This window comes from Beduinella massiliensis, assembly GCF_900199405.1.
In the GTDB taxonomy this organism is placed as follows: Bacteria; Bacillota; Clostridia; order Christensenellales; family Aristaeellaceae; genus Beduinella; species Beduinella massiliensis.
In genome coordinates, this window is record NZ_LT963428.1 from 78,354 (window position 1) to 100,639 (window position 22,286).

General features: G+C 64.8%; 16 protein-coding genes and 1 riboswitch. Of the genes, 9 read left to right on the top strand and 7 right to left on the bottom strand.

Features of this window, described 5'->3' with window-relative positions; genetic code table 11:
* Positions 1 to 519 precede the first annotated feature (519 nt).
* Positions 520 to 1,443: an MBL fold metallo-hydrolase gene (locus tag C1725_RS00325; RefSeq protein ID WP_102409691.1), complete on the top strand. Its 924-nt coding sequence runs from the start codon at positions 520 to 522 to the stop codon at positions 1,441 to 1,443.
* A 159-nt stretch (positions 1,444 to 1,602) separates the two neighbouring features.
* Here C1725_RS00325 and C1725_RS00330 read toward each other — a convergent pair whose 3' ends face one another.
* Together C1725_RS00330 and C1725_RS00335 are read right to left on the bottom strand one after the other, a co-directional pair.
* A complete protein-coding gene (locus tag C1725_RS00330; protein ID WP_102409692.1) occupies positions 1,603 to 2,379 on the bottom strand; it encodes a metallophosphoesterase family protein in 777 nt (258 codons plus the stop codon).
* A gap of 19 nt (positions 2,380 to 2,398) precedes the next feature.
* Entirely contained in the window at positions 2,399 to 3,976 is a 1,578-nt protein-coding gene (locus C1725_RS00335) for a type 2 periplasmic-binding domain-containing protein (protein WP_102409693.1), read from the bottom strand.
* 176 nt (positions 3,977 to 4,152) lie between these two features.
* Here C1725_RS00335 and C1725_RS00340 point away from each other — a divergent pair, with 176 nt between their 5' ends.
* A complete protein-coding gene (locus tag C1725_RS00340) occupies positions 4,153 to 5,961 on the top strand; it encodes a sensor histidine kinase (RefSeq protein WP_346026183.1) in 1,809 nt (602 codons plus the stop codon).
* Positions 5,962 to 6,015: 54 nt separating this feature from the next.
* Here the strand turns inward: C1725_RS00340 and C1725_RS00345 are convergent, their stop codons facing one another.
* From C1725_RS00345 to C1725_RS00360, 4 genes are all read right to left on the bottom strand, one after another.
* Positions 6,016 to 7,056 carry a response regulator transcription factor gene (locus C1725_RS00345; RefSeq protein WP_346026184.1) on the bottom strand — a complete coding sequence of 347 codons (1,041 nt, stop codon included), beginning with the start codon at positions 7,054 to 7,056 and terminating at the stop codon, positions 6,016 to 6,018.
* Positions 7,057 to 7,073: 17 nt separating this feature from the next.
* Positions 7,074 to 7,958: an ABC transporter permease subunit gene (locus tag C1725_RS00350; protein WP_102409696.1), complete on the bottom strand. Its 885-nt coding sequence runs from the start codon at positions 7,956 to 7,958 to the stop codon at positions 7,074 to 7,076.
* A gap of 33 nt (positions 7,959 to 7,991) precedes the next feature.
* On the bottom strand, positions 7,992 to 8,954 hold the full coding sequence (locus C1725_RS00355; protein WP_346026185.1) for an ABC transporter permease: 963 nt from the start codon (positions 8,952 to 8,954) through the stop codon (positions 7,992 to 7,994).
* Between the two features lie 329 nt (positions 8,955 to 9,283).
* A complete protein-coding gene (locus tag C1725_RS00360) occupies positions 9,284 to 11,593 on the bottom strand; it encodes a family 65 glycosyl hydrolase domain-containing protein (protein ID WP_102409698.1) in 2,310 nt (769 codons plus the stop codon).
* Positions 11,594 to 11,933: 340 nt separating this feature from the next.
* Between C1725_RS00360 and C1725_RS00365 the strand changes: the two genes are divergently transcribed.
* From C1725_RS00365 to C1725_RS00375, 3 genes are all read left to right on the top strand, one after another.
* Positions 11,934 to 13,334, top strand: coding sequence for a DEAD/DEAH box helicase (locus tag C1725_RS00365; protein WP_102409699.1), 1,401 nt, complete (start codon positions 11,934 to 11,936; stop codon positions 13,332 to 13,334).
* 301 nt (positions 13,335 to 13,635) lie between these two features.
* The gene (locus tag C1725_RS00370; protein ID WP_102409700.1) at positions 13,636 to 16,431 is read left to right on the top strand and encodes a response regulator; all 2,796 of its coding nucleotides are present in this window, start codon (positions 13,636 to 13,638) and stop codon (positions 16,429 to 16,431) included.
* A gap of 129 nt (positions 16,432 to 16,560) precedes the next feature.
* A riboswitch (cyclic di-GMP riboswitch) is annotated at positions 16,561 to 16,658 on the top strand.
* 96 nt (positions 16,659 to 16,754) lie between these two features.
* Positions 16,755 to 17,276: a hypothetical protein gene (locus C1725_RS00375; RefSeq protein ID WP_102409701.1), complete on the top strand. Its 522-nt coding sequence runs from the start codon at positions 16,755 to 16,757 to the stop codon at positions 17,274 to 17,276.
* A 123-nt stretch (positions 17,277 to 17,399) separates the two neighbouring features.
* On the opposite strand, the gene C1725_RS00380 is transcribed toward C1725_RS00375, so the two are convergent.
* Complete coding sequence (locus C1725_RS00380) at positions 17,400 to 18,392, bottom strand: type I asparaginase (RefSeq protein ID WP_102409702.1); 993 nt, start codon at positions 18,390 to 18,392, stop codon at positions 17,400 to 17,402.
* Positions 18,393 to 18,555: 163 nt separating this feature from the next.
* Here C1725_RS00380 and C1725_RS00385 point away from each other — a divergent pair, with 163 nt between their 5' ends.
* The 4 genes from C1725_RS00385 to C1725_RS00400 all read left to right on the top strand — a co-directional run bounded on the left by C1725_RS00385 (position 18,556) and on the right by C1725_RS00400 (position 22,281).
* On the top strand, positions 18,556 to 18,981 hold the full coding sequence (locus C1725_RS00385) for a DUF3842 family protein (protein WP_102409729.1): 426 nt from the start codon (positions 18,556 to 18,558) through the stop codon (positions 18,979 to 18,981).
* A gap of 161 nt (positions 18,982 to 19,142) precedes the next feature.
* Complete coding sequence (locus C1725_RS00390) at positions 19,143 to 19,397, top strand: thioredoxin domain-containing protein (RefSeq protein WP_102409703.1); 255 nt, start codon at positions 19,143 to 19,145, stop codon at positions 19,395 to 19,397.
* Positions 19,394 to 21,112 (top strand): [Fe-Fe] hydrogenase large subunit C-terminal domain-containing protein, encoded by a 1,719-nt coding sequence (locus tag C1725_RS00395; protein WP_102409704.1) that lies wholly within the window; start codon positions 19,394 to 19,396, stop codon positions 21,110 to 21,112. The genes C1725_RS00390 and C1725_RS00395 overlap by 4 nt, the downstream gene beginning before the upstream one ends.
* Entirely contained in the window at positions 21,109 to 22,281 is a 1,173-nt protein-coding gene (locus tag C1725_RS00400) for a SpoIIE family protein phosphatase (protein ID WP_102409705.1), read from the top strand. Before C1725_RS00395 ends, C1725_RS00400 begins: the two co-directional genes overlap by 4 nt.
* The last annotated feature ends 5 nt before the right edge of the window (positions 22,282 to 22,286 follow it).

The following is a 22,286-nucleotide window of genomic DNA, read 5'->3' on the forward strand; positions in this document are numbered from 1 at the left end:
GCCGGAGCCGGTAAACGGGGTAAATCCGATAAACCGGATAAACGGAATAAACACGGTATAATCGGTTTATCCGGTAAACAGAGAAATCCGCCGCGGCTTAAGGATACGAGTGGGAGCGGAGAATTCCGTGGTACCCGCGTCTTCTGCGTAATCCGAATAAACGGAGTAAACGAGCTATACAAATAATACGGATTAAACCGAGGAAACACCGTAAACCCTGTTTACACGAAATCTTCTTCATTTTGATGTTTACATGAAACAGTGTAAAACAGAGAAAACAGAAGAAACAGGGAATACACAGGAAACAAAGAAATCACAGAATACAAGAAATACGTAGAATACATTGTAAACAGAAATTACATGGAAATACGATAAACACAGTAAACATTATAACAGGCCGCGCGCCGCAATGCAAGATGTATACAATGTTTACAGGATAATTTTGCGAAACCCCGCTTGCGCCGGGGCGCGACGGGCGGTATACTACTCCGTAGAGAAAGACACAGGGAGGGAAACGGCATGAAGCTCACATTTCTGGGCACCGCCGCGGGCGAGGGCTACCCGGGGCTCTGGTGCGACTGCAAAAACTGCCGCTACGCGCGCGAGCACGGCGGCAAGAACGTCCGCGAGAACAGCTGCGCCGCGCTCGACGGCGACGTGCTCCTCGACCTGAACATGACGGCCTTTTCGCAGGCGAGGCGCTTTGGCGTCGATCTGCGGGGCGCGCGGGTGCTGCTGGTGACGCACGCACACGAGGATCACTTCACGCCCCAGCACCTGTACTGGCGCAGGATGCCCGCAGGCGCGGACGCGCTCACCTGGGAACAGCAGCACGACGTGGGCGCGCCGCGCTTCACAAGGCTTCCCCGGCTGCACATCGCGGGCCCGCGCTACGCGCTTTCCGCCCTGCGCGAGAAAGAGCTGCACGGCGGCGTGCCCACGGCGCAGGGGGGCGGCGGCGAGGGCGGCTGGTCGGACGAGGCGGGCGACATGGACTTCACGGTCGTGCGGGCGGGGGAGCGATTGACGTTCCCCGACGTGGCGGACCTCGCGGTGACGCCGGTGCGCGCGCTTCACGGCCCGGAGGCGGACTTCACGTTCAACTACGTGATCGAACGCGGCGGCAAGACGTTGCTCTACGCGCTGGACACCGGGGGCTACGACGACGAGATGCGCGCGGTGCTCTCGCGCTTTTGCTTCGACGCGGTGGTTCTGGAGGGCACCTGCGGGCTGACGCGGCGCGACCCGGGCGGGCACATGAACGCGCAGAAGGACCGGGAGATGGTGCGCTATCTGGAATCTCACGGCCTGCTGCGCGCCGGGGCGCGCGTGTACCTGTCGCACCTGTCGCCGCATTGGGCGCCGCCGCACGACGCCTACGCGCCGATGATGGCCGCGGAGGGCATGACCGTCGCCTACGACGGGCTGACGGTGCGCGTTTAGGGGGCGGCAAGCCGCACCGTGGCTCGATAAAAAGCCAGCGCCGGTTGGGGGCGAAACCGCCCGAAACCGGCGCTGGATTTTTTATTTGGTTGCTCAGGGAAGCGGCCGTTCGCAAGAGGCCGCGTGCGAGAGCGGGGGACAGCGGGCGCGCCCCTCGCCCTAGGGGCGCTTTACGCCCGGCGGCAGCTCCCAGGGCTTGTCCGGCCCGTCCGCCTCGGTTTTGCAGAAGAAGAAGTCCGCGACGTGCCACTCCTCCGGCATGAGGAAGGGGCGCATGCGCTGAACCTCCCGCGCAAGGGGCGTGCGGTCGTAGGGCGTGTGGCGAAGCAGGATCGCCCCGTCCTCGATGACGGCGTAAAAGGCGTCCTTGCTCGGCTCGTCCGGACGGCGGTAGGACGCGCTGCCGGGGTTAAGCCAGAGAGAGCGGCCGTCGTGCCGCTGCACGAGCTGGCGGTGGCTGTGGCCGAAGATCATGCGCCGCTCCGCGCCCGGCGCGTGGGGAAGGGCGAAGTTTTTTTCCCAATAGCGGTCGAAGTGGTATTGGCTGTCGATCGTGGCGTAGCCTTCGCCGCAGCGGTGGGCCATCAGGTATTCGATGCCGTCCGCGGTAAAGGACAGGTGGGTCGGTAGGCTTTCGAGGAATTTCACGTCGGCCTCCGCCAGGCGCTCGCAGTTGTGGTGCACCCAGGCGCAGCGCTCCTGTGGCAGGCCGGCGTAGCCGCCGGCCCGATAGACGCTGATCAGCCGGTCGTCATGGTTGCCGCGGACGCATCGAACGCCGTTTGCGCGCACCCACGCGATCGTCCCCGCCGGGTCGGTGCCGTAATCGACGAAGTCGCCCGCAGCGTAGATCGCGTCCGCGCCGCCCTCCTTTTGCAGGATGGCGCGCACGCCCTCTGCGTTGCTGTGCAGGTCGGAAAGAATCAACAGCTTCATGTCCGGCGCTCCTCCCGCGTTACTTGGCGTAGGCCTCGTTGAGCTCTTCGAGCACGGGGTCGATCAGGTAGGCGTAGGACTTGACCCAGTTGTTCCAGTTGTCCTCGATGTCGCCGCTGCTGAGGATGACCGTCGCGTATTCGTCGCCATAGTTGATGCTGACGCGGCTCATCGCGTCGGAGGAGTGGAGCTGCACGTTCCAGTCGATGGGCGCGATGCTCGTATCGGACGCGTACTGGTTCTTGAGCTCGTACATCTGGGCGACGCGGTCGCGGTATTCCTGCCGGTAGGCCGGGTTGATGAGCGTGAAGTCGTCGCTCATGATGACCAGCCGGTGGTAGATCGGGTAGATGGAGGGGTACTTGCTGCGCGCGCTGTCGCCCTCCGCGTAGTGGGAGACGATCGCGCCGTCCTCGCCGTAGTTCCAATCGACGTCCTCAAAGCCCATGCGGATGACCATCTGGCCGTAGTCCGTGGCCGCGTAGTCCATCAGGTCCATGTAGCGCGCGAACTTCTCCTCGCTGATGCTCGGGCTGAACATCACGTAGCCCGCGTAGTTGATGAGCTCCGGCGCGTGATAGGCGCCGTCCTCGCCCAGGATGAGCGCGGTGTGCACCACGTCGTCGTACTCAAGGCCCAGGTTGTCGCGCAGGTAGTTTTCCGTCAGCGCCATGTAGGAGGCCATGCCGTACTGAACGGTAAGCCCCGCGATGCCCGCGATGTAGAAGTCCTCCTCCGCCTCGGAACCCGTGTAGGCGTAAAACTCCGGATGGAGCAGGCCCTCGTCGTACGCCTGCTTGTAGAGCCGAAGGCCCGTCAGCGTGTCCTCTGAGGCGGGGCCCCACTGATACCGGCCCTCCTCGTCCAGGTAGAACTCGCAGGACGTGTCCGCGCCGCCGGCGTAGGCGTTGTTGGGCAGCGTGAACGTATAGGAGTTGAAGATGGGGCGGATGGCCATCGGCACCAGACGGCTGCCCACGTTGCCCGGGTCCTTTTCCTTGATGAGGCGGGCGTATTCCATCAGCTCGCTGGTCTTGTAGGCGTCCTTGAGCGGGAAGCCGACGGCCTCGGCCCAGTCCTTGCGCAGGTACGCGAGGTAGTGGGGCACGACCTTCTCCGCCGGGTAGTTGCTCGCGAAGATCGCGCGCGGGAAGATGTAGGTGCCGCCCGCCTGGTTTGCCACGGCGTCGCCCAGCGAGGTCAGCTCAAAGGCCTTTGCGGCGTTGGGCCAGCGCTCCTTCCAGTCGTCGGGGAAGCGGTAGAGCAGCTCCTGGTCGATGTAATTCATCATCTCGCCGCTCTTGTAGGAGCCGCCGATGACCACCTCGGGCATGTTGCCCGCGTTGATCCACACGCGGATCTTCTCCTCGGAGTTCTCCGTGGGCAGGGAGATGATGTCCCACTCAAAGTTGAACTTGTCCTCAAAGTAACGGGAAAGCTCGTCTCCGTTGTAGTCCACCGATTCGTTGATGTTCGTGGAGGCAACCTGGAACACCATGTGGTCCGGGTACTTCGGGTCGGTTTCGCCAAGTGCGGCGGGCGCGCACGCGCAAAGCGCCAGGAGAGCTGCAAGGGCAGTTGCAAAGAGCCTTTTCATAGGGGTTCTCCTCTCATCGGTCGGTCGGAACGGATACCTTCTTTTTAGGACATTATATCAGTATTCCGGTGGATTTTTAATGCATAATAGGATGTTTTAGATGGACTATATTATGTTTTGTCCCATGCCGGTGGACAGCTCCCGCCTCCGTGCCTATAATGAAACGGGGTGAGAACATGATGGGGCGGGCGAAAAAGCGGAGCCTTCGCAGGCTCGATCTGCGCGTGCGCATGATCCTGAGCACGGTGGTCGTGGCCTGCTTTTTTCTGCTGGTCGGCGGGGTCTACGTGGATTTGTTCGCAAACATGGCCGAGCGGCAGGTGGACGAGCTCAGCGGGCTGCTCGCCTCGGAGATGGATTCGCAGATGCGGCGCACCGCGGACATTCTGCGGCGCACCGCCATATCGCTTAGCTATTCCAGCGACGTGCAGGGCGCGCTGTACGCCCCTTCGCCCCTGACGCGCATGCAGAACCTCAAGATCGTGCGCGGCACGGTGCACAACTACGCGGAACTGAGCGCGGGCATCCTGAACATCCTCATCTATCAGGACGCGCACAACAAGATCACGTCGGGCGATTCCTACCTCGCATTGCAGACGGACACGCTCCGCGGGCTGGGCTTCGAGGACCTGCGCGCCACGCAGGAGGAACGCTTTACCCCCATCCTCACGACGGACGGGGGCGCGCTGTGTTTCATGTACGTCCTGCCCTTCCGCAACGCCCTCTTTCCCGGCAGCGCGCAGGAGGAATCCGGCCTGTGCGCCATCCTCTACAGCCTGCGGGACTTCGTCAGCGACGAACTGTTCCGGCGGGGGAGCGTCAATTACCTGGTCGTCACCGACGGAAAGGACGCGCACGCGCTCACCCCCATGGAGGAGGCGCTTTCGCTGCGCCTTTCCCGCCTTTCGCCGGGCGTCAGCGACATCGACGTCTCGGGCACGCGCTGCGTGGCCTACGGCTTTGAACTGCCGCTGACCGGTTGGCGCCTGACCTACGCGCTGCCGCGCGCGGACATCGTCTCCGTCTCCATCGGCGCCTATCGCGGCTACATGACGTTCATCGGCTGCGGCGCGGTGGCGGTCATCGTGTTCGTGCTGTACAACCTGTACTACATCGCCCGGAGCATCCGCAAGGTCACGCGCGCGGTCGGTGCGACCCGGGGGACGGAGGGGGCCCAAATCGAATCGCCCGGCCTGCCGGAGATGCGCATGCTGGCCGACGAGCTGAACAGCCTGCTTTCGCGCATCGAGAGCGAGCAGGCGCGCAGCGCGCAGGCCCAGCAGCGGTTTTACGACGCGATGCTGGCCAAGAACGAGGCGGAGATGGCCTTTTACCGCAGCCAGATCAGCCCGCACTTTCTGTTCAACACGCTGGAATGCATCCGCTCCATGGCGCAGCACTACGGCGCGCAGCCCGTCGAGCGGCTGATCTTCGCCACGTCGCGCGTGCTGCAATACTCGCTCTATTCCGAGGTGATCGTGCCCCTTTGCGACGAGCTGCAAAACGCGCGCAACTACGTGGAGCTGATGAACGCCCGCGCCATGAACGCCTACGCGTACCGCGAGAGGGTGGACGCGGGCGCGCTGGACCGGCCCATGGTCTCCATGATTTTGCAGCCTCTGCTGGAAAACGCGATCCGCCACGGCGCCGGGGGAGAGCGCGCGCGGGGCTTCGTGCTGGCGCTTCACGTGCGGCTGCTCGCGGACGGCTCGATGGAAATCCGCGTGGCGGACAACGGGCGCGGCATGAGCCCGCAGGCGCTCACGCGTCTGAACCGCAGCATCAGCGAGGGGGAGGGCACGCAGGGCGCGGGCAGCATCGGCATCCTGAACGTGGACAGGCGGCTTCGCCTCGCGGACCCCGGGTGCCGAACCCGCATCCTCTCCCGGGAGGGGCACTTTACGGCGGTGATCCTGAACATCCCGCGCGCGCTCGCCCTGCAGGAGGTCATCCTCCGCGAGGAGGAAAGGGAGGGCCGCGCGTGATTCGGGCGTTAAAAAAGGGGGACGGACCGCCGCGCGGCGGTCCGTCCCCCCTTCTTACGCCCCCCGCCGGTAGCGCTCGGGGGAGACGCCGATCTTCTTGCGAAAGAGCCGGCCGAAGTAGCCCGCGTCGGGATAGCCCACGCTTTCGGCCACCTCGCGAATGGACAGGTCCGTCTCCGTCAGCAGGTACATGGCCCGCTGCATGCGCACGTGGATGACGAACGCGCCCACGGTCATGCCGGTGTAGCGCTTGAAGCACTCGCTCATGTAGACCTCGGACATGTAAAAGTCGCGCGCGAGGTCGCTGTTGAGCAGCTTTCTGTCGTAATGCGTGGCGATGTAGAACTGAATCCCGCTCACCGTTGGGTGCGGGCAGTAGCGAAAGCACAGTGCGCGCGAAGCCTGCGCCTCGCGCAGCAGCGCGCCGGTGTCCTCAAAGTCCGGGTGGCAGCGGCTGACGCCCGGCGCGAGCGCCGGGGCGTCCAGCGGGCGCTTGCGGGAGACGAGCGCCGCGCGCGGGTAGCCGCTGAGCACGACGCGCGTGAAGCGGGCGTCCGCGCCCGGGCCGATCAGCGCGTCCAGCTGAAGGTAGCAGTTGGGGTAGGCGGCGGCCTCCTTCAACAGGCGGGCCGCCTCGGCGTCCGCGGGGACCGCGCCGTCCGCGCCGAGCTGCAGGGGGGCGGGAGCCGCCTGCCCGCCGCGCAGCGAACGGGCCATCCGCTCGGCCACGCGCTGAACCTCCTCGCGGTCCAGGGGCTTGAGCAGGTAGTACGCCACCCCCTCGCTGATGGCGCGCTTGGCATATTCAAAGTCGCGGTAGGCGCTGACGATCACCACCACCTGCGCCAGGCGCTCCCTGAGCAGAATCGCGGTCAGGTCCAGCCCGGACATTTCGGGCAGGCGAATGTCGGTGATGACCGCGTCCACCGGGTCCCGGCGCAGCGCGGGCAGCGCCTCCTCCGCGCTGCCGAAGGCGTAAGCGCGCGCAAACCCGTAGTCCTCCCAGGGGATGATGTCCCGCATGCCCAGCAGCACCCACGGTTCGTCGTCGATAAAAGCGATCCGCAGCTTCGGGCAGCCTGTCTGCGCGTCCATGCTCAACCTTTCCGCGCTCATCCCTTGATGGCGCCGACTTTCATGCCCTTGATGAAGTATTTTTGCAGGAAGGGGAAGACGCACATGGCGGGCAGCATCGTCATGACGACGGCGGCCATCTTGACGCCGGAGGTGAAGGGCAGCTCCTTCATGCTTTCGGAGACGAAGTCCTCGGCCTGCTTGGTGTCGTTGACGATGTTGCGCAGCACCAGCTGCAGCACCGTCTTGGAGGTCGAATTGATGAAGATCATGGGGTTATACCATTCGTTCCAGCGGTCGGAGAGGTAGTAGAGCCCGACCGTCGCGACGATCGGCAGGGAAAGCGGCAGCACGATCTGAAAGAGGATGCGCCATTCGCCTGCGCCCTCGATGCGGGCGGATTCGATCAGCCCGTCGGGGATGGAGGAGAAGTAGTTCATCATCAGGATCATGTAAAACGTGTTGATGCCGGTGGCCAGCACGCAGGACCAAAGCGAGTCGATCAGGCCGTAGGTCTTCATGATGAGGTACAGGGGGATGATGCCGCCCTGAAAGAGCATCGTAAAGACGATCATGTACATCAGCAGCCGCCGTCCGGGGAAGTGGCCGCGGCTCAGGCCGTAGGCCAGGCTGGTGGTCAAAAAGAGGTTGAGCGGCACGGCCAGCGCCACCAGCGAAAGCGTGGAGCGGTAACCGATCCAGATACGCCCGTCCGCGAAGAGCGCGTCGTAGGCGCTGAGCGTGGGCTTCATGGGCATGAGCAGAAGCGGGGTGTCCAGGTATTCCTTCTGCGTGGAAAGCGACATGGCCAGCACGTGCACGAGGGGCACCACGATCTGCAGCGCCAGCACGAGCATCAGCGCGAGCAGCACGGCGTCCAGCGCGGTGGCGCGGTTCTTTTTGTACTTGTTCTGAGCGGGCATAGCATTTCCCTCCTCACCTTTTAAAAACGCCGGTCAGCCGACGCTGAACAGCCCGCTGCCGCCCATCAGTTTGGCGCCGCGGTCCGCGATCAGCAGCAGGATCATGTTGATGGAGGAACGCAGCAGCGTGATGGCCATCGAGAAGCCGAAGTCCGGCGCGGCCTGGAAGGTGATGCGGTAGATGAACATGTCCAGCGTCTCCGCCACGCTGCGAACCGCCGCGTTGGAGAGGTTGAACACCTGGTTGAAGCCGGCGGTCATGATGTTGCCCGTCGCCAGGATGAACATGATGACGATCGTGGATTGAATGCTGGGGATCGTCACGTGCATCATCATTTGGAAGCGCGTCGCGCCGTCGATCTCCGCGGCCTCGTACTGCTCGGTGTCGATGTCGGTGATCGCGGCCAGATAGATGATGGTGTTCCACCCCGCCGTGCGCCAGATGTCGGTGTAGTACAGCAGCGGCAGGAAGGCGCGCTCGCTTCCGACGATCTTTACGGTGCCGAGCCCCAGGGCGGCCAGGCAGTTGTTGAACATGCCGTCGTAGGCGAGCAGGTTGTTGAAGATACTGGCGATGATGACCCACGAAAGAAAGTGCGGCAGGGTGAAGATGACCTGCATGGGCTTCTTCACCCGCCGGAAGCGCATCTCGTTGAAGAGCAGCGCCAGCACGACCGGGAAAGGAAAGGTGACGACGAGCCGCAGGACGTTGATGAGCAGCGTCTGGCGGATGGCGTTCCAGAAGTTCACGTCGTGAAACACCCGGTCGAAGTTCTTGAGCCCCGTGAACGGGCTCCTGAGAATGCCCAGGTTGGCGCGGTAGGTCTTGAAGGCCAGCGTCAGGCCGCCCAGCGGCGCGATGGCGAACAGGATATACCAGACGAGCCCGGGCAGCAGCAGCAGGTAGATCGCCTTGTACCGGCTGAGGGTTTGCAGGACAGTGGAAGCGGGGCTCCTTCCGCCCGCGGGCTTTGGCGTTGCTTGCAGGGTGCGCACGTGGTTCCCTCCTTGCTGGGTGAAATGGCCCGGCCTGTGGGAAGCAAAACCGGGCGGCGTGCTCCAGATTGGAAGTGCTCGCGAACCACTTCCAGCCATGAGGCATCTTCTTTGGTCATTGTATCAGAATAAAAGCGGATAAAATAGGGCAATACCTATGTTTTGATGGGACTATTTGAGGTTGTTCCGCCTGGCAAGCGGACAACAAAACGCGCGGCGGAATTGAATCCGCCGCGCGTTCGCCGGCCAAGCTGAGGGCCTTGCGCAAAAGAAAGCTTCATTTCGCTCAAGGCATACGGAAATGCGCATTTCTGCAAATGCCCCGCCCGTCAGACCTCCGTCTCCTTCCCGCACAGCACGACGGTCAGCGGGTCGCCCTCAAGGCGCGCGACCTTCGGGCCGCCCTCGTCCATCGACACCTCGAGCAGGCGCCCGCGGTAGACGATCTTGAACGCGTAGTGCGTAAAGCAGGAGGGCAGCACCGGGTCAAAGCACAGCCGCCCGGTCTGCGTGCGCATGCCCGCAAAGCCCTGCACGATCGCGAGCCAGCCGCCCGCCATGGAGGTGATGTGCAGCCCGTCCTCCGTGTCGTTGTTGATGTTGTCCAGGTCCAGACGCGAGGTGCGGCTGTACATCTCCACCGCCTTGTCCATGTCCCCGATCTCCGCCGCGAGGATCGCGTGTACGCAGGGGGAAAGGCTCGATTCGTGCACGCACATCGGCTCGTAGAAGTGGAAGTTGCGCTCCTTCGTCTCCCGGTCGTACAGGTGGCCCAGGAAGTACAGGCCCTGCAGGGTGTCCGCCTGCTTGATGAAGCACGAGCGCAGGATGCGGTCCCACGACCAGTGCTGGTTGATCGGCCGCTCGCTTTCGGGCAGGTCGCTCGCGGGCATCAGGTCCTTGTCCAGGAACGTGTCGTGCTGCACGAAGACGCCCCGCTTCTCGTCGTAGGGCAGGTACATCTTGCGCGCGATCTCCTCAAAGCGCAGCAGCTCCTCCTCCGTGACCGACAGCTTTTCGCGCTTCTCCTCGCTCACGCCGCGCGCGACCTGCGCCGCGTAGGTCAGGCACCAGGCCGCCATGCGGTTGGTGTACCAGTTGTTGTTCACGTTGTTCTCGTACTCGTTGGGCCCCGTGACGCCGTGAATCATGTAGACGTCCTTTTCCCGCTGGTAGTGCACGCGCCCCGCCCAGAAGCGCGCGATGCCCGTCAGCACGTCGGCGCCGTAGGCTTCGAGGTAGTCCGTGTCGCCCGTGTAGGTGACGTAGTTGAAGATCGCGTAGGCGATGGCCGCGTTGCGGTGAATCTCCTCAAACGTGATCTCCCATTCGTTGTGGCACTCCACGCCCGTGAACGTCACCATCGGGTAGAGCGCGCCCGGCAGCCCCTGCTGCGCGGCGTTGTGGTACGCGCCGTCGAGCTGCAGGTAGCGGTACTTGAGCAGCTGCTTGGCCACGTCCTGCCCGGCGATGGCCATGTACAGCGGCAGGCAGTAGGCCTCCGTGTCCCAGTAGGTCGCGCCGCCGTACTTCTCGCCCGTGAAGCCCTTGGGCCCGATGTTCAGCCGCGCGTCCTCGCCGTAATAGGTGGAGAAGAGCTGGAAGATGTTGTAGCGCACGCCCTGCTGCGCCGCGTCGTCGCCGCCGAGGGTGACGTCCGCGCGCGCCCAGCGCGCCGCCCACCCGGCTTCGTGCGCCGCGAGCAGCGCGTCGTAGCCCTTTGCGCGCGCCTCGCCGCAAAGCCGGGCCGCCGCCGCGCTCAGCGCCGTTTCCTCCATGTCGCGCGAGGTCGTGACGCTCACCAGCTTGTCGATGACCACGGTTTCCCCGGCCCCCGCGTTCGTCTTGTACACGAGCGCCGCGTAGCCCTCGTCCGTCTCGCCCGTCACGGGCACGGCCCCGGTGACCACGCAGGTCATCGCGCCGCAGACCGCAAAGCGCGGCGTGCCGAACGGGTTCTCCTTCGTCTTGGCGCAGACGTACTGAATCGCCTCCGCCCGCGCGTCGTCCTGATAGGTCGAGCGGTAGGCCTCCGGCAGGCGCGGGCCCTTCTCCTGCCCGATTTCGCCCTGGCCCGTGAAGTCCCAGAACGTCTCGTCGTAGTTGCTGTCCTCGTTTTTGACGCGCGCGTCCAGCGCCGGGATCAGGTGCACCGCCGCCTCGAAGGAGGGCGTCACCGCCATGCGGATGCACAGCAGCTCCCGCGTGTCCACGGAGACGAAGCGCTCCACCGCCACGCTGACCTCGCCTTCGGGCAGGCGCACCGTGAATTCGCGGGTGAGCACGCCGCGCTTCATGTCCAGCGTGCGCTCGTAGGCGGTCACCTCGTCCTTCGCCAGGTCGATCTCGTGCCCGCCCACGACGATGCGCAGGGAAAGCAGGTTCATCGCGTTGATGACCTTGCCGAAGTACTGCGGGTAGCCGTTCTTCCACCAGCCCACGCGCGTCTTGTCCGGGAACCACACGCCCGCCAGGTACGTGCCCCGGTGGCTGTCGCCCGAATACGTCTCCTCGAAGTTACCGCGCATGCCCATGTAGCCGTTGCCGATGCTGCAAAGGCTCTCCGACAGGCGCATATGGTCCTTGGGAAGCTCCGTCTCCGTCAGCTTCCACGGGTCCACCGAAAAGGCTGTGAACATGGTCTTCACGCTCCTGTTCATTCAAACGTTTGCACGCCGAAAAAATCCCGGCGCTTTGTACCAATTATCCTAAGGCCTGGCAGCGGGTTTGTCAAGGGGGACGGGGCTGCGGGGAAGCGGCCGGCCGCATTTTCATGTCAGGCGCGCAAAGCGCCCTTAGGGAGCTTTCCCCTGTTTCTGCGGATTTAGCCGACCGTGACGCGGCCGGCAGGGCCTTTGATCGGAAAGAAAACGCCGCGCAAAAAAGAAAAACTTGGAACGCACGTTTTGCTTGCTTCTTTCAGGAAAATCGGTTATAATAGATAAGATATCGCCTATCAGAAAGTTGAGGAAACCATTTTTGCGATTTGAGGAAATGCAGTTGTCGCCCCAGGTTCGCCACGCGCTGGCGGACATGGGCTTTCAGGACGCCATGCCGATTCAGGAGCGGGTGCTGCCCGCGATGATGGAGGGCAGGGACGTCATCGGCCAGGCGCGCACGGGCACGGGCAAGACCGCGGCCTTCGGCGTGCCGCTCGTGGAAAAGATCGACGTGCGCCGCCGTCAGGCGCAGGCCCTGGTGCTCTGCCCGACGCGCGAGCTTTGCCAGCAGATCACGCGCGAGCTGAACAAGATCAGCCATTACAAGCTGGGCGCGCGGGTGGTGGCCGTGTACGGCGGCGAGCCCATCCAGCGCCAGATCGAGGCGCTGCGCCGCACGCCGCAGATCGTGGTGGGCACGCCGGGCCGCCTGCTCGACCACGTCCGCCGGGGCACGGTGAAGCTAGACGCCGTCTCCTGCGTCGTCATCGACGAGGCGGACGAGATGCTCCAAATGGGCTTTCAGGAGCAGATGGACGCGGTGATGGAGGCCGTGCCCGGGACGCGGCAGACGGCGCTGTTCTCCGCGACCATGACGCGCGAGGTGCTCGGGGCCGCGCGCAGGTACCAGAAGGGCGAGCCCGTGCGCGTGAGCGTGGATTCGGGCGAGCTCACCGTGCCGCAGATCGCCCAGTATTACGTGAACGTCACCGGCCGGGACAAGACCCAGGCGCTGGTGGACCTGCTCCGGGAGGAGGTGCTCGCCGCGCCCGAGGCGGGCCGGGCCATCGTGTTTTGCAACATGCGCGCCCGGGTCGAGGAGATCGGCGAGGCGCTCTTTCAAGCGGGCCTGCCCGCGGCGGCGCTGCACGGCGAGATGCGCCAGGTGCAGCGCGAGCGCGTGATGAACGGCTTCCGCCGGGGCGCCGTCCGCGTGCTCGTCGCCAGCGACGTGGCCGCGCGCGGCATCGACGTGAGCAACGTGTCGGCGGTGCTCAACTACGACCTACCGCAGGACGTGGCCTTTTACGTGCACCGCATCGGCCGCACCGCCCGCGCGGGCCGCGCCGGGGTCAGCTACTCGCTCGTCTCCACGGGCGAATCCGCGAAGAAGCTTCTGGAGATCGAGCGCTTCACCCGCGTGCGGGTCGCGCCGATGCCCGGCACCGAGCCCCTGCCCGCCGCCCGCGTGCGCCCCGCCGCAGGACGTTCGGGCGGCGGACGCCGCGCCTCCTCCGGCAGGGCTTCGGCCGCCGGCCGGGGTGCGAATGCGGGCCGCAGCGCCTCCGCCCGGCCGGGACAGGCCGCGGAGCGGCCGCGCCGCCTGAACATGGACGGTTCCCCCGCGCAGGAGCGCAGGCCGTGGCAGCCGGGCAAGGGCCGTCCGGCCGCCCGGGGGGCGCGTCCGGCGCGCGCGCAGGGCAGCGCCCAAAAGGGCTGAAAGCCTGGGGCGTGTAAAGGGATTTCGGCCCCCGGCCCGGACCGCCGGCAAAGCGGCCGATCCGATTTCAATAGGTAGGGGAGGCCTCCCCTATAGGCGGCCCTTCTTACGGGAAGCCACGCCGCCGATCCCCCTGTGCCCGGCCATCCCTCTGCGGATGACCGGGCTTTCTATTTGCCCCGTCAGGTTGCTATTTTCGGCTTTCTTTGCTATACTTCAAGAAAAATCAAACGTGCCGGGTCTGTGTATGAAAGCGGGGCATCTCATAAATAGGCGCCGTCGGTCGGAATAGGTGATTGTGATGATGGATAAAGAAGAGAGAAACGGGCAGGAAGATGCGGAGCTGCTGCGGCCCGCGGGCATGAAGTGCCCTCCGGGGCTGGAGCTGCTGAAGGCCGGGGTAATTTGCTGCCTGCTGGACGACCCGCTGACCCTTCTGTGGGGAAACGCCGGCTTTTGCCGCATGACGGGCTGCGCGGCGGCGGACGTTCCGGGTTCTCTTCGGAGCCTGCGCCGGCTTTACGAACAGATGCCCGGCGAGTTTGAGAGAATCCGCCATGAGGTGGAAGAGGCCGCCGCGCGGGGCGCGCGCGACGTCGAGTTGACCGTCCGGCTGCCCCGGCGGGCGGGCGGTTTCACCTGGGCGCGGCTGCTGGGGACGATCGCGGAGGATCCGGCCGCGGGCGTTCGGACGCTGCAGGCCGAGTTTGCCGGCGTGGACGCGCTGGCCGCGGAGCGGGAGGAGCAGAACCGGCTGTACCGGCAGCAGCGGCATTACTTCCGCCTGATGCTCGACACCTATGAAGGCAATGCGTACATCAGCGACATGGATACCTATGAGCTGCTGTACCTGAACAAGACCTCCTGCAAGGTGCTGGGCATGCAGGCGTCCGAGGCCGTGGGCCGCAAATGCTACGAGGTCATTCAGGGGCGGACCTCGCCCTGCCCGTTCTGCACCAACGACAGGCTGTGCGAGGAGGAATTCTACCAGTGGGAGTTCGCCAACCCGGTTCTGGAGCGCACCTTCATGATCCGCAACCTGAAAATCAACTGGGAGGGGCGCAGGGCGCGGCTCGAGCTGTCCCACGATATGTACAGCGCGGAGTACAAGCTGGCGAAGAAGGACCAGGAGCGGGACGCGCTGATCAACAGCGTCCACGGCGGCTTTGCGCGGGTGGACGCCCGGGATATGACGACGATCCTCTGGTTCGGCGGCGGCTTCCTGGACATGATCGGCTACACGCAGGCGCAGTTTGAACAGGAGCTGCATAGCCAGTGCGGCTATCTGCACCCGGACGACAGGGCGCACACCCTTGAGGTCATGGGCAAGTCGCGGGATACCGGCGAGGCGGCGGTGGTGGAGGGGCGCGTCGTCACCCGGGACGGGACGGTCAAGATCCTGACGCTGACCTATCGCTATGTCAGCGGCGAGGACAGCTGGGACGGCGTCCCTTCCTTTTACAGCGTCGGCCTGGACATGACGAAGGAGCGCATGGAGCAGGCCCGGCAGCGCCAGGCGCTGGAAGACGCCTGCAAGGCGGCCCAGATCGCCAACGACGCCAAGACGAACTTCCTTTCCTCCATGTCCCACGACATCCGAACCCCCATGAACGCGATCATCGGCATGTCGGTCATCGCGCAGGCGAACCTGCGCTCCCCGGAGAAGATTCAGGACTGCCTGAGCAAGATCAACACCGCCAGCCGGCACCTGCTCGGCCTCATCAACGAGGTGCTGGACATGTCCAGAATCGAGAGCGGAAAGATCGACCTGATGCCCGAGGAGGTCTCCCTGCCGGACCTGGTGGAAGACGTGATGGACGTGTTCAGGCCCCTGGCCGAGGAAAAACGCCAGGCGCTGCAGGTCAACGCCGACCGCGTGCGCCATGAAAGGGTGGTGACGGACGGCGGGCGGCTGCGGCAGGTGCTCGTAAACCTGCTGTCCAACGCGGTCAAGTACACCCCGGAGGGCGGGACGATCGGCCTGCGCGTGCAGGAGAGCCCGTCCTTCGCCAGGGACAAGGCGCAGTTTTCCTTCGTCGTGACCGACACCGGAATCGGGATGCGCGAGGACTTCCTTCCGCATCTGTTCGAGCCCTTCTCCCGCGCGGAGGACGCCAGGATTTACAACATACAGGGAACGGGCCTCGGCATGGCGATCACGCAGAACATCGTGCGCATGATGAACGGCACCATCGAGGTGAGGAGCGAGCCGGGCAGGGGTACCCAATTCATCGTGGCGGTGTCCCTCGAGCTGTGCGCGGAGTCCGAGGCGGGCGACGAGGAGCTGGCGGGCCTCGCGGTCCTGGTGGCGGACGACGACCCCATCCTGTGCGAGAGCGCGACCGACACCCTGAACGAGCTGGGCATGCGGTGCAGCTGGGTGCTGTCCGGCGCAGAGGCCGTCCGCCGCGTCGTCGCGGCCCACGAGGCGCGGGACGACTTCTTTGCCGTGATCCTGGACTGGATGATGCCCGACATGGACGGCCTGGAGACGCTCCGGCAAATCCGCGCGCGGGTAGGCAGGGACGTGCCCATCGTCATCGTTTCGGCCTACGACTATTCCAGGATCGAGGAAAAGTTCCGGCTCGCGGGCGCGGACGCCTTTATCACGAAGCCGCTGTTCAAGTCCAAAATGGTCCATACCTTCCGCAGGTTTTGCCATCAGGAGCGCTCAGGCGCGCCTGCCCCCGCGCCCGAGGAGCGCCAAAGCAGCCTGGCGGGCAAGAAGGTCCTGCTGGTGGAGGACAACGAGCTGAACCGTGAAATCGCGGTCGAGCTGCTGGAGATGCACCGCCTGCGGGTGGATACGGCGGAAAACGGCCAGGTCGCGGTGGAAAAGTTCGGCGCGTCCGCGCCCGGGGAATACGCCTGTATCCTGATGGACATTCAGATGCCGGTGATGAACGGCTATCAATCGGCCGAGACGATCCGCGCGCTGAAGCGGGCGGACGCGCGCGCCGTCCCCATCCTCGCCCTGACCGCGAACGCCTTCGCGTCCGACCTGGGGAAGGCCCACAGCGCGGGCATGAACGACCATATCGCAAAGCCCATCGACGTGGACCGGCTCATGGAGACGCTGCAGCGGTGGATCGGCTGACGGAGGCCCGGCTGACGGAGGCCCGGCGGTTTCGCCGGGCCCGTTTATTAAAAAAGATTTAAGGTGTAAGCGCCTTGACCCCCGCGCGGCGGCGTGTTAAAATAAGCATATCAAAGATCTTCCTTGGATCAGCGATAAAGGCAAAGCAGCCGAAAGGCTGTGACGCAAAGCTACAGGGCCTAATCCCCGGCGGTCAGTCGGCGGGGGAATGGCAGCCAGTTGCCGTTGTATGCCCGCGCGTGCGGGCTTGCAGGGCGGGTCTATTTTTTGTGGTATCGCGGCCCTGCAAAGCGGCAACCCGACTTTTATAGGGGGTTGTTGACATGAAACAAAAAGGCTTTCTCATCATGCTGCTCGCGCTGGCGGTCGTGATCTCTCTTTCGGCGGGTTCCCTCGCGATCTACGCGAGCGCGGCGGACGTGGCCGCGTCGCAGGGGGATCCCCAGCGCTTCGATCTCGCTTCTCCCGTGGCGGTGGACGTAAGGCCCACGGTCGCGCCGATGCAGACCGCGAGCTACCCGTTCGAGGTGTCCGGCGATTCCCTGGGCGGCGGCCCGGCGGACGCCATGGACATGACGGTTTTCTTTGGCAGCACCGACGCGCTGGCCCAGACCCCGGGGCTTTACGCCTGCCTGGTCGAGACGACCGACGGCGCGTACCGCGTGCTCAAGACGGTGACCTCCGGCGACCTGCTCTACGAAGAGTCCCGCGCCTTTGATGAGGGCAGCGCGAAGACGCGCACGTTCGCTATCGAGCTGAGCTGGCTGGACGACAGCGAGGCCGCGACGGCGCGGCTGAACGCGTGTCAGCTCTTCGTCACCGGCGCGCCCCACATCGAAGGGTAAGCGCCCCCGCGCTTTCCTTATATTTTACAAAAGAGAAGCCCCGCGAAATACAAAAGAAGAAGCGCAAAAGACAAGCAGAGGCGCGGCCGTTTGGCCGCGCCTCTGTGCGTTTGCCGCGCGCTTTTACGCCTCCCCGATCTCGCCGCAGAGGTTTTCCTGCATGATGCGGGCGGCCTGCGCGGGGTCGTCCGTCTGGCCCAGGGCCCACATCAGCTTGGTGACGGCTGCCTCGGTCGTCATGTCGCCCGCGGCGACGACCGCCTGGCGGCTGAGCTGCGCGCCGACCTCGTAGCGCTCCAGGTCGGTGGAGTCGTACAGGCACTGGCTGGTGACGACCACTACGATGCCCGCGCGGTGCAGCGCCTCCAGGCGGGGCAGCAGGTTTCGGCGCAGGTAGTGAAACCCGCCGACGCCGAACGCCTCGATCACCACGCCGCGATAGCGCAGCGCGACCAGCGCGTCCAGCAGCGCCGGGTTGGTGCCGGGGATGAGCTTGATGAGGCAGACCTCGGGGCACACGCGCTCGCAGAGCCGGAAGGGCTGGTCGCGGACCGGGAGGGGGAACTGCATGCGCACGCCGCGCGCGTCCACCTCGCCCGCGTAGGGCGCGTTGACGGATTGGAAGGCGTCGAAGCCCATCGAGCGCACCTTGAAGGCGCGGGTGCCGGCGATGATCTTGTTGTTGAACACCAGGTACACGCCGGGATAGCCCGCGCAGGCGGCGGCGAAGGCGTTGGCCAGGTTCACGCGCCCGTCGGACATCAGGTGCGTGATGGGCAGCTGCGAGCCGGTCAGCACCACGGGCTTCTTCAGCCCCTGCAGCATGAAGGAGAGGATCGCCGCGGTGTAGGCCATGGTGTCGGTGCCGTGGGTGACGACCACGCCGTCGTAGTCCGCGAGCGTGTCCGCGCAGGCCCTGGCGATGACGCGCCATTCCTCGGGCTGGATGTTGCTGCTGTCCAAGTAGAGGATGTCCTCCGCCTCGGCATGGCACATGGAGGAGAGGCCCGGCAGGTAGGAGAGCACGCCCTTGGCGGTGAGGGACGGCGTAAGGCCGTGCTCGCCTTCGCCGGAGGCGATGGTGCCGCCGGTGGCGAGAAGCTTGATTCTTTTCATAGGTGACCTCCGATGGGTGGATGTTCCTATTATATCCGATTTCGCCGCCGGGGGAAAGCTCTTTTCGGCCGGTCTTAGCTTCCGGACGCGGCAATCGCATTTTGCCTCCAAACATGGTATAATGAAGGTGGATTTCGACATTTTTTGCAAAGAGGGGCTGCACATGCGCATCGCCGTCATCGACGGGCAGGGGGGCGGCATCGGCCGCGCGCTCTGCCAGGAACTTTCCCAGAAGCTCACGCCCCCGCACGAGCTCATCGCCTTGGGCACCAACGCGCTGGCGACCGCCAGCATGCTGCGCGCCGGGGCCCATCGCGGCGCGACCGGCGAAAACGCCGTCGTGCGCGGCGCGCGCTCGGCGGACGTGATCGTCGGGCCCATCGCCATCGCGCTCTCCTGCTCCATGCTGGGCGAGCTCACCGAGAAGATGGCCGCCGCCGTCGGCGAGTCCGACGCCTACCGCGTGCTCATCCCGACGGAGCGGTGCAACACCCACGTCGTGGGCGCGGGGGACAGGCCGCTCACGGCTCTTTTGCAGGAGGCGGTGAGCGCCGTGCTCGCTTACGTGGAGAATGCGGCCGAGATTTAGAAGAAAATCACAAACTTCGTCCTTTTAAGCGAAGATATTGCCGGAATTGTTTAATTTCTATCAAAATTCGCGCGCGTATACAGGAATTGGAGAAATCCGCCTCGAATATTTTTCGCGTTATGCGCGTCTTTATCTTAGAACGCTTTTCATGGAGGATGGCTATGAAGGACATCACGATCTGCATCGGCTCGTCTTGCCACCTGCGCGGCTCGCGCGACGTGGTGACGATCCTGGAAAAGCTCGTCGCGGCATCCCGCCTGGAAGAGGAGATCAACCTGCGCGGCTCCTTCTGCATGGGCGAGTGCGAGCACGGCGTCTGCGTCGAATTTGAGGGCAAGCGCTACGCGCTGGGCCCGGGCAACACGGAGGCCTTCTTCAGGGAGACCGTTCTGCCCGCGGTAGGAGGGAAAGCATGAGCATCATCAGCCTCAAGAAGGCCAACTGCAAGCACTGCTACAAGTGCGTCAAGAACTGCCCGGTCAAGTCCATCCAGGTCGTGGGCGGGCAGGCGAAGATCATCGAGAAGACCTGCGTGCTGTGCGGCACCTGCCTGCTGGTCTGCCCCCAGCACGCCAAGACGCTGGAATCCGACCTTTCGCTGGTGCAGCAGTGGGTGCGGGAGGGCAGGCAGGTCGTGGCCTCGCTCGCCCCCGCGTTCACGGGCTCGTTCGAGGGCACGGGCAAGCAGATGGTGAGCGCGCTGCTCGCGCTCGGCTTCGACCGGGTGAGCGAGACGGCGCTGGGCGCGGCCTACGTGACGACGGAGTTCGTGCGCCTGGTGCGCGAGGAAAAGATGGAGCACATCATCACCTCCTGCTGCCCGGTGGTGAACGACTTCATCGAAAAGCACCATCCGGACATGCTGCCCTACCTCGCGCCGGTCGTGAGCCCGATGGTCGCCCACGGCACGCTGCTGCACAGCCAGCTCGGCGAGGACGTGAAGGTCGTCTTCATCGGGCCCTGCATCGCCAAGAAGCAGGAGGCGCGCGACATCCGCCACGACAGCGCCATCGACGCGGTGCTGACGTTCGACGACCTGGCCGCGTGGCTCTCCCAGGCGGGCGTGCGCCCGCAGGACATGGAGGAGACGCCCTTCTTCAACGCGAACCCCTCCATCGCGCGCATGTACCCGGTGCCCGGCGGCGTCAACGAGACGGTGCGCCGCCTGATGGGCGAGGAGGGCACTTCCTATTATAACTTCCTGGACGTGACGGGGCTTACGAACTGCGGCGAGCTGTTCGAGGCCATCCGCCACGGCGACATGCAGCATTGCTTCATGGAGCTCAACGCGTGCGTCGGCGGGTGCACCGGCGGCCCGGCGCGCTCCGAGCACGCGCACAGCCGCTTTGAAAGCAGGCTGCGCGTGTCCGACCGCACGAAGCGCTCCAGCCGCGAATATCCGCCCACGCCGGAGAGCCTGCGCATGCGCAAGGTCTTCACCGACCGCAGCGAGAAGGAGGACGTCCCCGGGGAGGAGGTCATCCGCGCCATCCTGCGCCAGACCGGCAAGGAGACGCCGGAGCAGGAGCTCAACTGCGGCATGTGCGGCTACAACTCCTGCCGGGAAAAGGCGATCGCCGTCTACCAGGGCAAGGCGGAGCTCAACATGTGCATCCCCTACATGCGCGAGCGCGCGGAGTCGCTCTCCGAGGTCGTGCTGACCGCCACGCCGAACGTCACGATCATCGTGGACAGGGACCTCAACATCTGCGAGTTCAACCGCGCGGCCGAGCAGAAGTTCGGCATCCCGCGCGCCGAGGCGCTCAAAAAGTGCCTGTTCGAGCTCATGGACGCGAGCGACTTCCAGTTCGTGCTGGAGACGCGCGAATCCATCGAGGACAAGCGCGTGACCCTTCAGGAGCAGGGGCTCGCCGCGCTGGAGACGGTCGTGTACATCCCGGAGGGCGACATGGCCATGGGCATCCTGCGCGACATCTCCGCGGAGGTCGCCCGCGAGGAGAGCCAGTACAAGCTGCGCGTGGAGACGATCGAGCAGACGCAGAAGGTCATCGACAAGCAGATGGTCGTCGCCCAGCAGATCGCCTCGCTCCTGGGCGAGACGACGGCGGAGACGAAGGTGACGCTCACCAAGCTCAAGAACATGATCGTCTACGATGGAGAGAAGCCATGAAATACACGATCGATGTAGCGTACAAGAGCCTGTTCAAGTACGGCGAGGAGCTGTGCGGCGACAAGGTCGCCGTCGCGCGCACCGAAAACAGCACGATCTGCGTGCTGGCGGACGGCCTGGGCAGCGGCGTCAAGGCCAACATCCTCTCGACGCTCTCCAGCCAGATCATCGTCACCATGCTGAAGGAAGGCGCGACGATGGAGGAGGCGGTGGAGACCATCGCGGGCACGCTGCCGGTGTGCTCGGTGCGCAAGGTCGCCTACTCCACCTTCTCCGTCCTTCAGATCACGGACGAGGGCGAGGCGTACCTGGTCGAGTTCGACAACCCGTTCTGCATCTACGTGCGGGACGGGAAGCTCGTGCAGCTGCCCTGCGTCTACCGCGAGTACGCGGGCAAGGGCATGTACGAGAGCCGCTTTAACGTGCTCCCCGGCGACAGCCTGACGATCGTGTCCGACGGCGTGATTTACGCGGGCGTGGGCGCGACGCTCAACTTCGGCTGGACCTGGGATTCCGTGGCCGAATGGCTGACGCGCACGGTCACGCGGGACATGTCCGCCCTGCGCCTTTCGACCCTGCTTTCCCAGGCGGTGAGCGACCTGTACATGGGCAAGTGCGGCGACGACTCCACGGTGATGGCCGTGAAGGTGCTGCCGCGAAAGTCCGTGAACCTGCTCGCCAGCCCGCCCAAGGACAAGGACAAGGACGAGCAGATGGTGCGCGACTTCATGAAGGCCATGGGCAAAAAGGTGGTCTGCGGCGGCTCCAGCGCGAACATGGTGGGCCGCGTGCTCAGCCGCAGGGTTTCGACCGCCCTGACCTATTCCGACCCGGACATCCCGCCCATCGGCCGGATCGAGGGCATCGACCTGGTGACGGAGGGCGTGCTCACCATGGCGCGCACGCTGGAGCTGCTGCGCGCGGCGCAGGCGGCGCAGACGGACACCGACCCCTTCAAGCGCCTGGACGAGGACAACGGCGCGGCCCGGCTCGCGCGGCTGCTGCTCGAGGACTGCACGCACCTTCGCCTCTTCGTGGGCACGGCGGTCAACCCCGCGCACCAGAACCCGAACCTGCCCGCGGATCTGACGATCAAGTTCAGGCTTATAGATGAAATACAGACTGAGCTGGAACGGCTAGGCAAGACGGTGGAGAAGGCTTATTATTAGGGGGA

Coding starts and splice junctions, on each gene's coding strand:
- C1725_RS00325 (WP_102409691.1), top strand. CDS start 520: ATGAAGCTCACATTTCTGGGCACCGCCGCGGGCGAGGGCTACCCGGGG.
- C1725_RS00330 (WP_102409692.1), bottom strand. CDS start 2,379: ATGAAGCTGTTGATTCTTTCCGACCTGCACAGCAACGCAGAGGGCGTG.
- C1725_RS00335 (WP_102409693.1), bottom strand. CDS start 3,976: ATGAAAAGGCTCTTTGCAACTGCCCTTGCAGCTCTCCTGGCGCTTTGC.
- C1725_RS00340 (WP_346026183.1), top strand. CDS start 4,153: ATGATGGGGCGGGCGAAAAAGCGGAGCCTTCGCAGGCTCGATCTGCGC.
- C1725_RS00345 (WP_346026184.1), bottom strand. CDS start 7,056: ATGGACGCGCAGACAGGCTGCCCGAAGCTGCGGATCGCTTTTATCGAC.
- C1725_RS00350 (WP_102409696.1), bottom strand. CDS start 7,958: ATGCCCGCTCAGAACAAGTACAAAAAGAACCGCGCCACCGCGCTGGAC.
- C1725_RS00360 (WP_102409698.1), bottom strand. CDS start 11,593: ATGTTCACAGCCTTTTCGGTGGACCCGTGGAAGCTGACGGAGACGGAG.
- C1725_RS00370 (WP_102409700.1), top strand. CDS start 13,636: ATGATGGATAAAGAAGAGAGAAACGGGCAGGAAGATGCGGAGCTGCTG.
- C1725_RS00375 (WP_102409701.1), top strand. CDS start 16,755: ATGAAACAAAAAGGCTTTCTCATCATGCTGCTCGCGCTGGCGGTCGTG.
- C1725_RS00380 (WP_102409702.1), bottom strand. CDS start 18,392: ATGAAAAGAATCAAGCTTCTCGCCACCGGCGGCACCATCGCCTCCGGC.
- C1725_RS00385 (WP_102409729.1), top strand. CDS start 18,556: ATGCGCATCGCCGTCATCGACGGGCAGGGGGGCGGCATCGGCCGCGCG.
- C1725_RS00390 (WP_102409703.1), top strand. CDS start 19,143: ATGAAGGACATCACGATCTGCATCGGCTCGTCTTGCCACCTGCGCGGC.
- C1725_RS00395 (WP_102409704.1), top strand. CDS start 19,394: ATGAGCATCATCAGCCTCAAGAAGGCCAACTGCAAGCACTGCTACAAG.
- C1725_RS00400 (WP_102409705.1), top strand. CDS start 21,109: ATGAAATACACGATCGATGTAGCGTACAAGAGCCTGTTCAAGTACGGC.